The sequence below is a fragment of the Streptomyces sp. NPDC006643 genome (assembly GCF_042870175.1).
In the GTDB taxonomy this organism is placed as follows: Bacteria; Actinomycetota; Actinomycetes; order Streptomycetales; family Streptomycetaceae; genus Streptomyces.
Map to the genome: position 1 here is coordinate 102,364 of NZ_JBIAHA010000029.1, position 11,902 is coordinate 114,265.

At 72.3% G+C, this 11,902-nt stretch carries 12 protein-coding genes; 5 read left to right on the forward strand and 7 right to left on the reverse strand.

All coding sequences use genetic code 11. The features are described from left to right. Positions 1 to 3: 3 nt before the first annotated feature. Positions 4 to 927, reverse strand: coding sequence for a LysR family transcriptional regulator (locus tag ACFYNU_RS32550; protein WP_356593318.1), 924 nt, complete (start codon positions 925 to 927; stop codon positions 4 to 6). Positions 928 to 1,000: 73 nt separating this feature from the next. Here ACFYNU_RS32550 and ACFYNU_RS32555 point away from each other — a divergent pair, with 73 nt between their 5' ends. Continuing rightward, a complete protein-coding gene (locus ACFYNU_RS32555; RefSeq protein WP_356593320.1) occupies positions 1,001 to 2,026 on the forward strand; it encodes a DMT family transporter in 1,026 nt (341 codons plus the stop codon). Here the strand turns inward: ACFYNU_RS32555 and ACFYNU_RS32560 are convergent. Next, complete coding sequence (locus ACFYNU_RS32560) at positions 2,017 to 3,348, reverse strand: aminotransferase class I/II-fold pyridoxal phosphate-dependent enzyme (RefSeq protein WP_356593322.1); 1,332 nt, start codon at positions 3,346 to 3,348, stop codon at positions 2,017 to 2,019. The genes ACFYNU_RS32555 and ACFYNU_RS32560 overlap by 10 nt on opposite strands. A 35-nt stretch (positions 3,349 to 3,383) precedes the next feature. Here ACFYNU_RS32560 and ACFYNU_RS32565 point away from each other — a divergent pair, with 35 nt between their 5' ends. Beyond that, positions 3,384 to 4,055, forward strand: coding sequence for a pyridoxamine 5'-phosphate oxidase family protein (locus ACFYNU_RS32565; RefSeq protein ID WP_356593324.1), 672 nt, complete (start codon positions 3,384 to 3,386; stop codon positions 4,053 to 4,055). 32 nt (positions 4,056 to 4,087) lie between these two features. On the opposite strand, the gene ACFYNU_RS32570 is transcribed toward ACFYNU_RS32565, so the two are convergent. From ACFYNU_RS32570 to ACFYNU_RS32580, 3 genes are all read right to left on the reverse strand, one after another. Further along, on the reverse strand, positions 4,088 to 5,056 hold the full coding sequence (locus tag ACFYNU_RS32570; RefSeq protein ID WP_356593370.1) for an EamA family transporter: 969 nt from the start codon (positions 5,054 to 5,056) through the stop codon (positions 4,088 to 4,090). A 176-nt stretch (positions 5,057 to 5,232) separates the two neighbouring features. Next, positions 5,233 to 6,258 carry an EamA family transporter gene (locus ACFYNU_RS32575; RefSeq protein WP_356593326.1) on the reverse strand — a complete coding sequence of 342 codons (1,026 nt, stop codon included), beginning with the start codon at positions 6,256 to 6,258 and terminating at the stop codon, positions 5,233 to 5,235. A gap of 84 nt (positions 6,259 to 6,342) precedes the next feature. Beyond that, the gene (locus ACFYNU_RS32580) at positions 6,343 to 6,894 is read right to left on the reverse strand and encodes a Clp protease N-terminal domain-containing protein (RefSeq protein WP_388768094.1); all 552 of its coding nucleotides are present in this window, start codon (positions 6,892 to 6,894) and stop codon (positions 6,343 to 6,345) included. Between the two features lie 235 nt (positions 6,895 to 7,129). On the opposite strand from ACFYNU_RS32580, the gene ACFYNU_RS32585 reads away from it, so the two are divergent. Continuing rightward, positions 7,130 to 7,324: a hypothetical protein gene (locus ACFYNU_RS32585; protein WP_356593328.1), complete on the forward strand. Its 195-nt coding sequence runs from the start codon at positions 7,130 to 7,132 to the stop codon at positions 7,322 to 7,324. Positions 7,325 to 7,400: 76 nt separating this feature from the next. Here ACFYNU_RS32585 and ACFYNU_RS32590 read toward each other — a convergent pair whose 3' ends face one another. Beyond that, positions 7,401 to 8,036, reverse strand: coding sequence for a PadR family transcriptional regulator (locus ACFYNU_RS32590; protein ID WP_356593330.1), 636 nt, complete (start codon positions 8,034 to 8,036; stop codon positions 7,401 to 7,403). A 150-nt stretch (positions 8,037 to 8,186) separates the two neighbouring features. Here ACFYNU_RS32590 and ACFYNU_RS32595 point away from each other — a divergent pair, with 150 nt between their 5' ends. Beyond that, positions 8,187 to 9,008 carry a PhzF family phenazine biosynthesis protein gene (locus ACFYNU_RS32595; protein WP_356593332.1) on the forward strand — a complete coding sequence of 274 codons (822 nt, stop codon included), beginning with the start codon at positions 8,187 to 8,189 and terminating at the stop codon, positions 9,006 to 9,008. Between the two features lie 11 nt (positions 9,009 to 9,019). Here ACFYNU_RS32595 and ACFYNU_RS32600 read toward each other — a convergent pair whose 3' ends face one another. Continuing rightward, the gene (locus ACFYNU_RS32600) at positions 9,020 to 9,760 is read right to left on the reverse strand and encodes a CPBP family intramembrane glutamic endopeptidase (protein WP_388768099.1); all 741 of its coding nucleotides are present in this window, start codon (positions 9,758 to 9,760) and stop codon (positions 9,020 to 9,022) included. 223 nt (positions 9,761 to 9,983) lie between these two features. Here ACFYNU_RS32600 and ACFYNU_RS32605 point away from each other — a divergent pair, with 223 nt between their 5' ends. Beyond that, a complete protein-coding gene (locus ACFYNU_RS32605; RefSeq protein ID WP_356593337.1) occupies positions 9,984 to 11,747 on the forward strand; it encodes a substrate-binding domain-containing protein in 1,764 nt (587 codons plus the stop codon). The last annotated feature ends 155 nt before the right edge of the window (positions 11,748 to 11,902 follow it).

Genomic DNA, 11,902 nt, shown 5'->3' on the forward strand with positions numbered 1-11,902 from the left:
CCGTCAACTCCGCTGCGGCTCGGCGGACTTCACGACCCGGGCCGCCTCTTCGAGCGCCTCGACCGCCGCCCTGATCGACGGGCGGCGGTCGGCGTCGGCGCGCCACACCGCGTAGACGTGCCGGAACATCTTCTGCCGTACGGGCACGGCCACGACGCTGTCGGGCAGTCGTCCGCGCCCCAGCCGTGGCGCGACACAAACCCCCAACCCGCCGCCGACCAGCTCAAGTTGGGTGTGCTGTTCGCCGGCCATGTGCTCGATCCGTGGCTCGATCCCCTTCGACCGCAGCGTGAACACCAGCCATTCGTGGCAGAACTCGCCTGTCGGCCAGGACACCCACGAGTCGTGCGCGAACTCCTCCAGATCGACCTCCCGCCGGTCCGCCAGCGGGTGATCGGCCGGCATCGCGACATCGGCGGCGTCCTCCAGCAGGGACGCGGTCGCCAGTCCGCCGGGCACCGGCAGCCGTTTGTTGTTCCAGTCGAGCACGACGGCGAGATCGAGATCGCCGCGCAGGACCTGCCGGACCGCGCCGTCGGGCTCCAACTCCAGTGAGCGCACCCGCAGATCGGGGTGCGCCTTGCGCAGTGCGGCGAGCGCGACGGGGAACAGCCCGCGGGCCGCCGTGGGAAAGGCGGAGAGCCGCACCTCGCCGACGGCCTGACCGCGCTGCGCCTCGATGTCCGACTGGGCGAGTTCCACCTGGGAGATGATCCGCGCGGCGTGGTCGGCGAGCAGTCGTCCCGCGTCGGTGAGCCGGACGCCGCGCCCGTGCTTGGCGAGGAGTTGCTGGCCGACCTCCCGCTCCAGCTTGGCCAGCTGCTGCGAGACGGCCGACGTGGTCACATGGAGGCCGTCGGCGGCGCCGCTGACGGAGCCGTGCCGGGCGAGCGCGTCCAGGATCCGCAGTCTCTCCAGATTCAACATGTAAGCGATGCTACGTGAACGGGTCGAGTTATTCTCGCTTGTCCTTAGAGGTCGCGACCCTCATCGTTGCCGTATGAGCACAGCGACCCCGCCTCCGGGCACCACGACATCCCCCCGCCGCCCTCCGATCGACTGGCGTATCCGGTTCGGCGTGCTCTCGCTGATCTGGGGCTTCAGCTTCCTGCTCATCAAGGTCGGCACCCAGAGCTACGCGCCGTTCCAGGTGACCTTCGGCCGGCTGTTCTTCGGCACGGCGGTCCTCGCCGTCGCCATCGCGGTACGGCGCGAGCGGCTGCCCCGTGGCCTGCGCACCTGGGGTCACCTCACGGTGGCGGCGTTCATCCTCAACGCCGTGCCGTTCTCGCTCTTCTCGTACGCGGAGCTGACCATCCCGTCGACCCTCGCGGGCATCTGCAACGCCACCTCCCCGCTGTGGGGCATGCTGCTGTCGCTCGTGGCGCTGTCCGAGGACCGCCCCACCCGGCGCCGGGTCGGCGGTCTGGGCCTCGGCTTCATCGGCGTACTGACCGTGCTCGGCGCCTGGCAGGGATTCTCCGGGCTGGACTTCACCGGTACGGCCATGGCGCTGCTGGCCTCGCTGAGCTACGCCGTCGGCTGGATCTATGTACGCCGCACCCTGGCGGGCAACAGCAGCTCGCATCTGTCCCTCACCGGGGCGCAGTTGTTCATGGCGACCCTGCAACTGGCCGTGGTGACGCCCCTGTTCACCGATCTGCCGACGTCCTTCCCCGTGGTGCCGCTGCTGGCCGTGGTCGCCCTCGGCAGCCTCGGGACAGGGCTGGCCCTGCTCATCCAGTACGGTCTGGTCGCCGAAGTCGGCCCGACCACCGGTCAGATGGTCACGTACTTCGTCCCGGTCATCGCGACGGCCGCCGGGGTGGCCGTCCTGGGTGAGCCGCTGCACTGGAACACCCCGGTCGGCGCGGTCGTCGTGCTCGTCGGCGCCGCGCTCACCCAGAACAGGAGCGGCGGCTCCCGCACCGCGCGTACGTCCCGGCCGAAGCCCGCCGCCGCGCCCCCGGTCCCGGCCTCGGCCCCGGTCCCGACTCCCGCGCCGGTCACCGCCGATCAGCCGTAGCTGCGCGCCGGCGCGGCCCCCGCCGCGTCGGCCACCGCGTCCGCGACCGCCTCGATCTCCCCGCCCGTCATGGCGGACACCGTCAGCCGTACGGCGGGTCCCGACGCCAGCCGGAAGCGGGCCCCCGGCGCGACCGCCCACCCCGCGTGCAGCAGCCGCGCCACCGCACCGGTCTCCTCGGCCACCGGCACCCACACATTCATCCCGCTCCGCCCCCGCGCCTCGATCCCCCGGTCTGCCAGCGCCCGTACGAGGGCGTCGCGCCGCGCGCCGTAGGAGCGGGCAACGTCAAGGGTGTCGACCGCGTCCGCCGTCCACAGCTCCACGACCGCCCGTTGCAGCAGTCTGCTCACCCAGCCGGGCCCGAGCCCCTGACGTCCCGTCACCCGGTCGACGGTCACCGCGTCCCCGGTCAGCACCGCGAGCCGCAGGTCGGGGCCGTACGCCTTCGCCGTGGACCGGACGAGCACCCAGCTGTCGGTGACCCCGGCCAGCGGGTGGAGCGGCAGATCGACGATGCGGTGCCCGTGGTCGTCCTCGATGAGAAGTACGTGGGGATGGGCCGCCAGTACCGTACGCAACTCCCGCGCGCGAGCGGCGCCCACCGCCGCCCCGGTCGGATTCTGCGCCCGGTCGGTGACGACGACCGCCCGCGCCCCACCCCGCAGCGCCCGCTCCAGCCCCCCCGGCAGCGGCCCGTCGTCGTCCAGCGCCATCGGCACGGGCCGCAGCCCGAGCGCGGGCACCAGGTCGAGCAGGGCGCCCCACCCCGGATCCTCGACGGCCACGACGTCCCCCGGGCGCAGATGCGCGGCCAGGACCCGCTCGATCGCGTCCAGCGAACCGGAGGTGACGGCCACGGGCCCGTCGGGCACACCGTCCTCGTCCAGCCCGGCGCGGGCGAGCCGGGCCAGCTCGGGAAGGACGGTCGCGTCCCCGTACCGCCCCGGCCGCGCCGCGTGGTCCCGCGCAGCAGCGGCGAGGGCTTCGTGCAGCGGCGGCAGCAGGCCGGGATCGGGATTGCCGTCCGACACCTCCCGCACTCCGGCGGGCGCGTCGACGCGGATCGAGCCGCGCGACGTGCTCGACGGGCGTGCGCGTACGCGACTGCCCCTGCGGCCGGCCGTCTCGATCACGCCCCGGTCGCGCAGGGTGCGGTAGGCGGCGGCCACCGTATTCGGATTGACCCCCAGCTCCAGCGCCAACTCCCGCAGCGGTGGCAGCGGTTGGCCGGGCGCGAGGTCTCCCGCGCCGATCCCCCGTTCCACGCTCGCGGCGATCTCGGCGGCGCGCCGCCCTTCGATCCGATACTCTCCTAGCACAAAGGGAACTATGCACTAGTACATAGGAGAACGCAATGCCGGAGCCCGCGTCCGCCGCCTACCGCCCCACCGACCGCACCGTCCCCACCCGCTCCGCCGACCGAGCGTCCTACGACCGCGAGTTGGTGCACGGAATACTGGACGAGACCTACCTCTGCCATCTCGGGTTCGTCCGCGACGGCGCGCCCGTCGTCCTCCCCACCCTCTACGCCAGGGTCGGCGAACGGCTGTACGTCCACGGGTCCACCGGCTCCCGCCCGCTGCGGATGGCGGGCGACAAGCAGGACCCGGGACTCGCGGTCTGTCTCACGGTCACCCATGTCGACGGTCTGGTGCTGGCGCGCTCCGCCTTCCACCACTCGATCAACTACCGCTCCGTCGTGGTGCACGGCACCGCCCACCAGGTGACCGACCTCGACGAGCGGCGCGCCGCACTCGACGCCGTGGTCGACCACGTGGTGCCGGGCCGCTCCTTCGACTCCCGGCCCGCCAACGCGAAGGAGCTGGCGGCCACCGCCGTACTGCGCCTCGACCTCGCCGAGGTGTCCGCCAAGGTCCGCACCGGCGGCCCCAACGACGAGCCCGAGGACCTGTCCCTCCCGCACTGGACCGGTGTGGTGCCCGTCGTACGCGGACACGGCACACCGGTCCCGGCCGACGACCTGGACCCGGCCGTCGGCCTGCCGGACTATCTCTCCGTGCTCTGAGTCACGCCCGGACTATCTCTCCGTGCTCTGAGTCACGCGAGGACCGCCGCCTTCCGGCGGTCGGACGCGAGGCGCGCCTCGGCGGTGGCGAGCCCCACCACGGCTGCCAGCAGCATCAGGGTCCCCACCACCGTCGCGGCGGTCAGCCGCTCGTCGAGCAGCGAGACCGCGATGACCGCCGCACTCACCGGCTCCAGCAGCATGATCACGGAGACCGTCGCGGCGCGGACGACCGCCGCGCCCGCGAAGTACAGGGCGTACGCGAGAGCGGTCGGCACGGCGGCGACGTACAGCAACAGCCAGAGCACCTGGGCGGGTTCGGGCGTGTGCGGCAGCAGTCCCTCGGCGCCCGCGAGCGGCACGAGGCACAGCCCCGCGACGGCGAACGCCCAGGCGGTGGTGGAGAGCGCGTCGGCCTTGCCGCCGTCCTGCCCGAGCCACCGCGTGAGCAGGGTGATCGCCGCGTAACCGGCCGCCGCCAGCACGGCGTACGCGACACCGAGCGGACGCACCGTCGCCCCGTCGCCGCCGAGCACCAGGACGGCGAGGCCGGCCAGCGCGCCGACGACGGCGAACAGCCCGCTGCCGCCGAGCCGTTCGCCCATGGTCAGCCGCGCGCCGAGCGCGATGAGCACAGGTCCGGCGCCGAGCGTGACCACGGTGCCGACGGCGAGCCCGGTCTCCTCGACGGCGGCGAAGTACGCGCTCTGGAAGACGGCGAGGCCGATGCCCGTACCGAGGATCCGGACCAGCCTGCGGCGGCGCGGCTCGGCGGCGGAAGCCGGCACACCGGCCGCCGCCGCGCGCCCGCGGCGCAGCGCCAGCGCGCCGAGCAGCAGGACGAGTCCGCCGACGCAGCGCCAGAAGGAGAGGGAGAGCGGACCGATGTCGCTGACGCGGTAGAGCAGCGAGGCGGCGCCGCCGGCGGTCCCCCAGGCGACACCGGCGACGACGAGATAGATCAGGCTGCGTCCGACGGACAGGCCGGGAGCAGCAGGCATTGCGGAAATCGACACGTGACTTCTCCGTGTGAAGAACGGGTTGGTGGTCGCTCACTGCGTGTCGCGGGCAGCGACGAGCCGCTCGGGGACTGCCCGAGCCCGGTCTTCGTCAGCGGATGGCCGCCCGCGGTCAGGCGGCGGGAGGCGGAAGTACGGTCAGTCGCATGATCGGCAGACTACGTCGCCGTCCGTCCGGCGGACAACCCGTCCCCCTCGCCGACCACGTCGTCCGTCCCGCCCGCGCCGGTGGGCGGCAGTTCGGTACCGCCCACTCCCCCGACCCCCGCCGCCGGCCTGGACGTCTGGGCGATGAACGCACCGACGAGCACGACGAGACCGCCCAGGATCTGCGGCGCCGAAAGGTGCTCGCCCAGCAGCACCCACGCCAGCACGGTCGCGATGACCGCCTCCAGACAGGCCACGACCACGGCCACCTGCGGCGACAGCCTTCGTACGCTGACCACGCCCGTGCCGTACGCGAGCACGGTCGCCACGAGCACGATCCAGCCGAGCAGCAGCGGCGCGGCGACCCGCGACCCGCCCATGTCGACGCCGCCCGCCAGCAGGGAGAGGTCCATGCCCCAGGGCCGGGCGACGAAGGTGAGGACGACCGTGCCGATGAGCAGCCCGTACGCGATGACGCCCAGCGGATCGACGGCGTCGGCCGGGTCCGCCGGATCGCCGCCCTGGTCGGAGAGGAGGAAGTAGCCGACCTGGCAGCAGGCCGCGCCGAGCGCGAGGAGCAGGCCGAGCACGTCGAAGGAGAGGCCGGCCCACACCTCGACCACACAGGCGAGTCCGCCGACGGCCAGGACGACACCGATGGCGGCGGCGCGGCTGACCGGCCTGCGCCGGACGAAACGCACCCAGAGCAGGACCAGCGCGGGCGCCAGATACTCGACGAGCAGCGCGACCCCGACGGGGATGCGGGAGATCGAGGCGAAGTAGAAGGCCTGCACACCCGCCACGGCGAACAGCCCGAAGCCCGCCAGCAGCGCAGGCCTGCGGCGGAGAAGATCGCGGTGGCGCCAGGCGAGCGGCAGCATCACGAGCGCCGCTCCCGCGACCCGGAGCCAGACCACATGGAGTGGGTCGAGCCCCGCCTCGATCAGCGGCTTGGCCGCGACACCTGATCCACCGAACGCGAAGGCCGACAAGAGCGCGAGTCCCAGGCCGACGCTTCTCCCCTGAGACGCGTGCATGGGCACATCATGTCAGTCGGCGTCAGGAGCTACGGCACGTTCACGCCTGTCGAGACAGGCGGTCACTTTCGGCGCGACACGCGGTCACATTCCGTGAGCGGCGTCCGCGATACGGCTGGTGAGGGCCCGCGCCTCCACCCCGGCCCGCTCCAGCACCTCGACCGCGCGGCAGGCCGGGTCGGACGCGAGCGCGGTGAGCAGATCGAGGCCGCCGGCGCGCGGCTCGCCGCGCCGCCGGGCACGCTCGACGGTGGCTTCCATGACCAGGACGGCCGACGGCGACCAGCCGGCGACCCCGGGCGCCGACACGATGGGGACCGCGCCCGATTCCTCCACCGTTCCCTGCCAGCGCAGCCCGTATCCGATGCTCCGCTGGACGAGATAGCCGAGGACACGGGCGACCTGCGGCCCGCTCTCGAACGCCGCGCGCACCTCGGAGTCCGACTCCAGGAGCGAGTGGAGGAGATGCGCGGTGTCGATGTGCCGGTCACCGTCACGGTGCGCCCGCCTGCGCGCTCCCGACACGACGGCCGCGAGCGCGGCGGAGAGTCCGGCGTCGATGTCCGCGCGGATCGATACGGCGGAGACAACGGTCGAATCGGACTGTTCGGGCAACCACGGGGTAGGGCTCTGCACTCTCCCACCCCATCACCCGACCGGTGGGGAGAACATCCCCGGCGGGGAGCATTCGAGCATCCCACCGAAGTCGTGCACAGACGTGCGACCTCTCCTCCTTACGAATGAGATCCGGCACCAACACGCCGCGGGGGCGCGCGCCGTATTGCCTCGCGCCGCGTCCGCAACCGTCGCACCGGGGCCGCTCGTCCCTCTGGTACGACGATGCCGCGACGACCGCCGGGGGGCAGATCCGATGTGCTGGATGGTGGCCCTGCTTGCGGTCGACGGGCTCCAGTACGTGTACCGCGTGTACGCCCCCGCCGACGCCCTGCGCGGCGATGTGTTCTGGGCCGCGTTCCACTGCCACGACGAGGGCCCGCACCCCCGGGCGAGCGACCGTTTCGACTCGGCGGAGTTCTGGCAGCTCCTGCCCGCGGCCCGGACATGACGAAGGCCCTGTGACGATCGCGGTGATCGTCACAGGGCCCTCGGGCGTACGGCACTGATGCCCGTACACACCCCCGTCACTCGGACTTCGTCGGACCGTCGTCGTCGGCGAGGATCAGATAGAGCTTCTTACGGGTGTCGTTGATGACGGCGAGAGCCTTCTGGCGCTGGTCGGCGGAGCCGGTCTTCCAGACCTGCCCGAACGCCTCCATCAGACCGAAGCCGGCCTGCCGGATCTCGTTCATCGTGTCCCAGTCGACACCGCGCCCAGCCTCTTCCCACGGGGCGTCGGGGCCGGATTCGGCCTCGCCGCGACCGGCGTCGGTCAGCGTGAAGAGGTTCTTGCCGCCCTCGCTCCGGCTGGCGATGAGACCCTCGTCCTCCAGCAGCTGGAGGGTCGGGTAGACCGAGCCGGGGCTGGGGCGCCAGGCGCCTCCGCTGCGCTCGCCGATCTCCTGGATCATCTCGTAGCCGTGCATCGGCCGGTCCTTCAGCAGCGCCAGGATCGACGCGCGTACATCGCCGCGCCGCGCCCTGCCCCTGCCTCCGCCGCGGCCTCGGCCGCCGCCTCCGAAGGGCCCTCCGAACGGCGGTCCGAAGTTCGGCCCGAACGGCCCGAAGGCCCCGCGCCGTCCCTCGGAGTCGCCCCGGCCTCGATGGCCGGGCCCGCACTGCCCATGTCCGTGATCGTGTTCGTGTCCATGTGAACGCATCGCTACGCTCCTTCCATCGGTGATCAGTCGCGAATCTATCGCGATGCCTCAACGATATATCGGAACAGTTCGTTACGCAACACTCTTCGGGGCCAGCCGTCGCGAATTGGCCTTGGCCTGCGCCTTCGCGCCTCTCCTACGGTCTGAGGCATGCGAATCCGAATCGTCGACGCGTTCACCGACCGCCCCTTCGCCGGCAACCCGGCGGGCGTGCTGATCCTTCAGTCGGGCCCGTTCCCCGATGACGTCTGGCTCCAGCGGGTCGCCACGGAGGTGAACCTCTCGGAGACGGCGTTCGCCCATCCCCTGCCGCCCGGCGGCGCGGCCGACTGGGCCCTGCGCTGGTTCACCCCGGCGACCGAGGTCGACATGTGCGGGCACGCCACCCTCGCCACCGCGCATGTCCTGCACACCACCGGCCTCGCGACCGGGACGATCCGTTTCGCGGCGCGCTGCGGCGTCCTCGGCGCGACGGCGCACGACGACGGAGGGCTGACGCTCGACTTCCCGACGTCGCCACTGACCCCGGTCACGATCCCGGACGGCGTCGCGGCGGCCCTGGGCGCCACCCCGGTCTCGGTGCACGACACCGGGGAGCACATCGGGGATCTGCTGGTGGAACTGGCCGACGAGCGGACCGTACGGGAGCTGTCACCGGACCTGCCGTCCCTCGCCGCCCTCTCGCGGCGCGGCATCGTCGTCACGGCGGCGGCCGAGGACCCGGCGGGCGGCTACGACTTCGTGTCGCGCGGCTTCTTCCCCGGTGTCGGCATCGACGAGGATCCGGTCACCGGCAGCGCGCACACGGCGCTCGCCCCGTTCTGGTCGGCGCGGCTCGGCCGCACCGAGCTGACCGGCCGCCAGGGCTCGGCCCGTACCGGCCTCGTGCGCACCTCACTGCGCGGCGACCGGACCCTGCTGACGGGCCACGCGGTCACCGTCATCGACGGCGAACTCCTCGCCGCCCCCTGAGGCACCCGATGTCACGGCGTGGGCAGCCAGCTCACATGACCGGCGAGCAGCGCGTATCCGACGAACGCCACGATGTCGAGCAGCGCGTGCGCCACCACCAGTGGCCCGACCCGCCCCCAGCGCCGGTAGACCAGCACGAACACCACACCCATGACCATGTTCCCGATGAAGCCGCCGATGCCCTGGTACAGGTGGTACGACCCGCGCAGCACCGAACTGGCCACCAGGGCGGCCATCGGTGTCCACCCCAACTGCCCGAGCCTGCGCAGCAGATACCCGACGACAATGACCTCTTCGAGTACGGAGTTCTGCACGGCCGACAGGATCAGCACCGGGAACTTCCACCACACGTCGGGCAGCGATTCCGGCACCACGGTGAGGTTGGCACCGGCCGCGCGTGAGGCGATGTAGAAGGCGAGACCGGCGCTGCCGATACCGGCGGCGAGCAGCGTGCCGCGGCCGAGATCGAACCATGGCCGGCGCCGGTCGAACCCCAGATCGCGGAGTCCGCTGCCCTCCCTGAGCAACAGGTGCGCCACCAGTACCACAGGCACCAGCGAGCTGGCGATGCCGAACAGTTGCCAGGCGAGATCCAGCCAGGGCCGACCCGGCGCGTGCGAACCGTTGAGGTTGGCGGCCTGCTCGCTGAGGCCACCGGGCTTGGTCACCGATCCGACAAAGCTGATCAGGGCGGACACCCCGCTCGCCCCCAGCGAGAGGGCCAGCACGATCAGTACCTCGGACCGCAACATCCTGCGCGACAGGCCTTCTTGGGGAAGAGAATCGGCCACGCGGCCCGCCTCCGTCTGCACAGCTGCCTCCAGTTGACTAATCGCGCCTCAAGCCCCTTCCCGTCCCGCTAGGGTCTCGAATGCGGGTACGAAGATCGCGCGCGACAGGCCGGGGGACGGGCGTCATTCAGCGGGCCGGAATCCCCCATTTTCCTTGTTCAGGTCAAGGAGGGGCACCACCGCCATGGAACGTCACAGCTTGCCCGACGACGAAGCGCCGGACAGCACCAGGGGCCGTCGTCCGCGCCGTCGCAACGTTCTGATCGCCACGGCGCTCGTCCTGAGTCTGGCAGCGGGGACCGGCGTCGCCGCGCGCAGCGGTCTGCTGTCCTTCGCCGACGGCTGTACGGGCTCCGTCGTACGGATCGATCTGGCCGCCTCCCCCGACATCGCCCCCGCCGTGCGCGCCGTCGCCGAGGACGCCCGGCGCGACGACGTCACCTCCGACGGCCGCTGTATCGACGTCCAGGTCGAGGCCCGCGAGAACCACGAGATCGCCGACGAACTCGCCACCGGCACGGCCGCCCCCGAGTACGAGGTCTGGCTGCCCGACTCGGACGTCTGGGTCGAGCGCGCGCTGGACGCCGACGACGGCATCACACTGACGCCCGCGGGCAACGCGGCGACCACACCGGTCGCCCTGGCGGCGGTCCCCTCCGCCGGCACGAAGCTCGGCTGGCCCGGCAAGACGTACACCTGGGCCGAGTTGGCGGCTTCGCCCACGGGCGACGAACCGCTACGGATCGGCTCCGCCGATCCGGCGCGCAGCGCCACCGGACTGCTCGGATTCAGCAGCGTCGTCGCGTCCGCGCGGAAGGCCGATCCGGACGGCGACGCCCGGATCGCGGCGACGGCCGAGGCGCTGGCCACGCGGGTGTCCGGCTCCGACGACCAGGTCGTCGGCTCCCTCGCGTGGGGCGGGACGGACGACGGCGAGGGAAATCAGGCGCTCTTCCTCACCGAACAGGCCGCGTTCACCCACAACTCCGCCGACGGCGCATCCGATCTCCAGCTCTTCTATCCCACGGACGCGGCACCGGTCCTGGACTACCCGCTGAACCTCGTCGACGAGCCCGAGCTGACCACGGACGAGAGCCGGGCGGCGATGCGGTTCATCTCCCTCCTCAACGAGGAGGGGGCCCAGCGCACCATGGCCGGGCACGGGTTCCGTACGGCCCACTCCTCGGTCTCCGCCGGCCTGGTCCGCGCCGCCGGTGGGCGCGCTCCGCAGCCGTACGCCCTGACGAAGGCGCAGCCGCCGACCACGGACATGGTCAAGGAATCGCTCGGCATGTGGACGGTCACCGTGCAGAACGCCCGGCTGACCGTCGTCGTCGACACCTCGGGCTCGATGGCCGGACCCGTGCCGGGGCGCGACGGCGAGTCCCGGATGGATGTCACCAAGGCGTCGATGCTCCAGACCCTGAAGCAGTTCACGCCGGCGGACGAGGTCGGCCTGTGGGACTTCGCGGCCGGTCTCGACGGGACGAAGGACTTCCGCAAACTGGCCGAGACGGCGCCGCTCGGCGAGCGCGCCAAGGACGGCGCCACACACCGCGAAAGCCTCTCGGACGCCGTGTCCGAACTGACGCCGGTGGATACGGGGTCGGCGGCGGCGACCGGGATGTACGACACGACGCTGGCCGCCTTCAAGGAGGCCCAGGCGTCGTACGTGAGCGGCAAGTGCAACGCGGTCGTCCTGCTCACCGGTGGGCCGGACACCGACGGCGCGGCCCGCACGGCGCTGGCGGACGAACTGCGGAGTCTCGCCGACCCCAGGCGCCCGGTCCCGATCATCGCGATCGCGGTCGGCCCGGAGGCGGACCGCGACGAGGTGCACGAGATCGCGAAGATCACCGGCGGCGCGGGGTACGAGGTGAGCGACCCGGCCGACATCCAGGCGGTGATGATCGAGGCGATCATGTCGCTGGGCGGAACCGAGCGGTAGCCCTCACGCGGTCGGCGCCCGCCCGGCGCGAGCCCGGCGCGGTTGACCACAGGTCAAAGACGAGCCCGTCGCCCGTCCGACGTGGATCTGTCGCAGATCCGGTGCGGGACCGACAGAGGCCGGCCCGGATCCGACGCGGGCGGGCGCCCGCCCGG

Excerpts from the sequence above, each read along its gene's own strand:
- ACFYNU_RS32565 (WP_356593324.1), top strand. The coding sequence starts at position 3,384 with ATGCCGGAGCCCGCGTCCGCCGCCTACCGCCCCACCGACCGCACCGTC.
- ACFYNU_RS32600 (WP_388768099.1), bottom strand. The coding sequence starts at position 9,760 with ATGTTGCGGTCCGAGGTACTGATCGTGCTGGCCCTCTCGCTGGGGGCG.
- ACFYNU_RS32555 (WP_356593320.1), top strand. The coding sequence starts at position 1,001 with ATGAGCACAGCGACCCCGCCTCCGGGCACCACGACATCCCCCCGCCGC.
- ACFYNU_RS32585 (WP_356593328.1), top strand. The coding sequence starts at position 7,130 with ATGTGCTGGATGGTGGCCCTGCTTGCGGTCGACGGGCTCCAGTACGTG.
- ACFYNU_RS32605 (WP_356593337.1), top strand. The coding sequence starts at position 9,984 with ATGGAACGTCACAGCTTGCCCGACGACGAAGCGCCGGACAGCACCAGG.
- ACFYNU_RS32590 (WP_356593330.1), bottom strand. The coding sequence starts at position 8,036 with ATGCGTTCACATGGACACGAACACGATCACGGACATGGGCAGTGCGGG.
- ACFYNU_RS32575 (WP_356593326.1), bottom strand. The coding sequence starts at position 6,258 with ATGCACGCGTCTCAGGGGAGAAGCGTCGGCCTGGGACTCGCGCTCTTG.
- ACFYNU_RS32595 (WP_356593332.1), top strand. The coding sequence starts at position 8,187 with ATGCGAATCCGAATCGTCGACGCGTTCACCGACCGCCCCTTCGCCGGC.
- ACFYNU_RS32570 (WP_356593370.1), bottom strand. The coding sequence starts at position 5,056 with ATGCCTGCTGCTCCCGGCCTGTCCGTCGGACGCAGCCTGATCTATCTC.
- ACFYNU_RS32550 (WP_356593318.1), bottom strand. The coding sequence starts at position 927 with ATGTTGAATCTGGAGAGACTGCGGATCCTGGACGCGCTCGCCCGGCAC.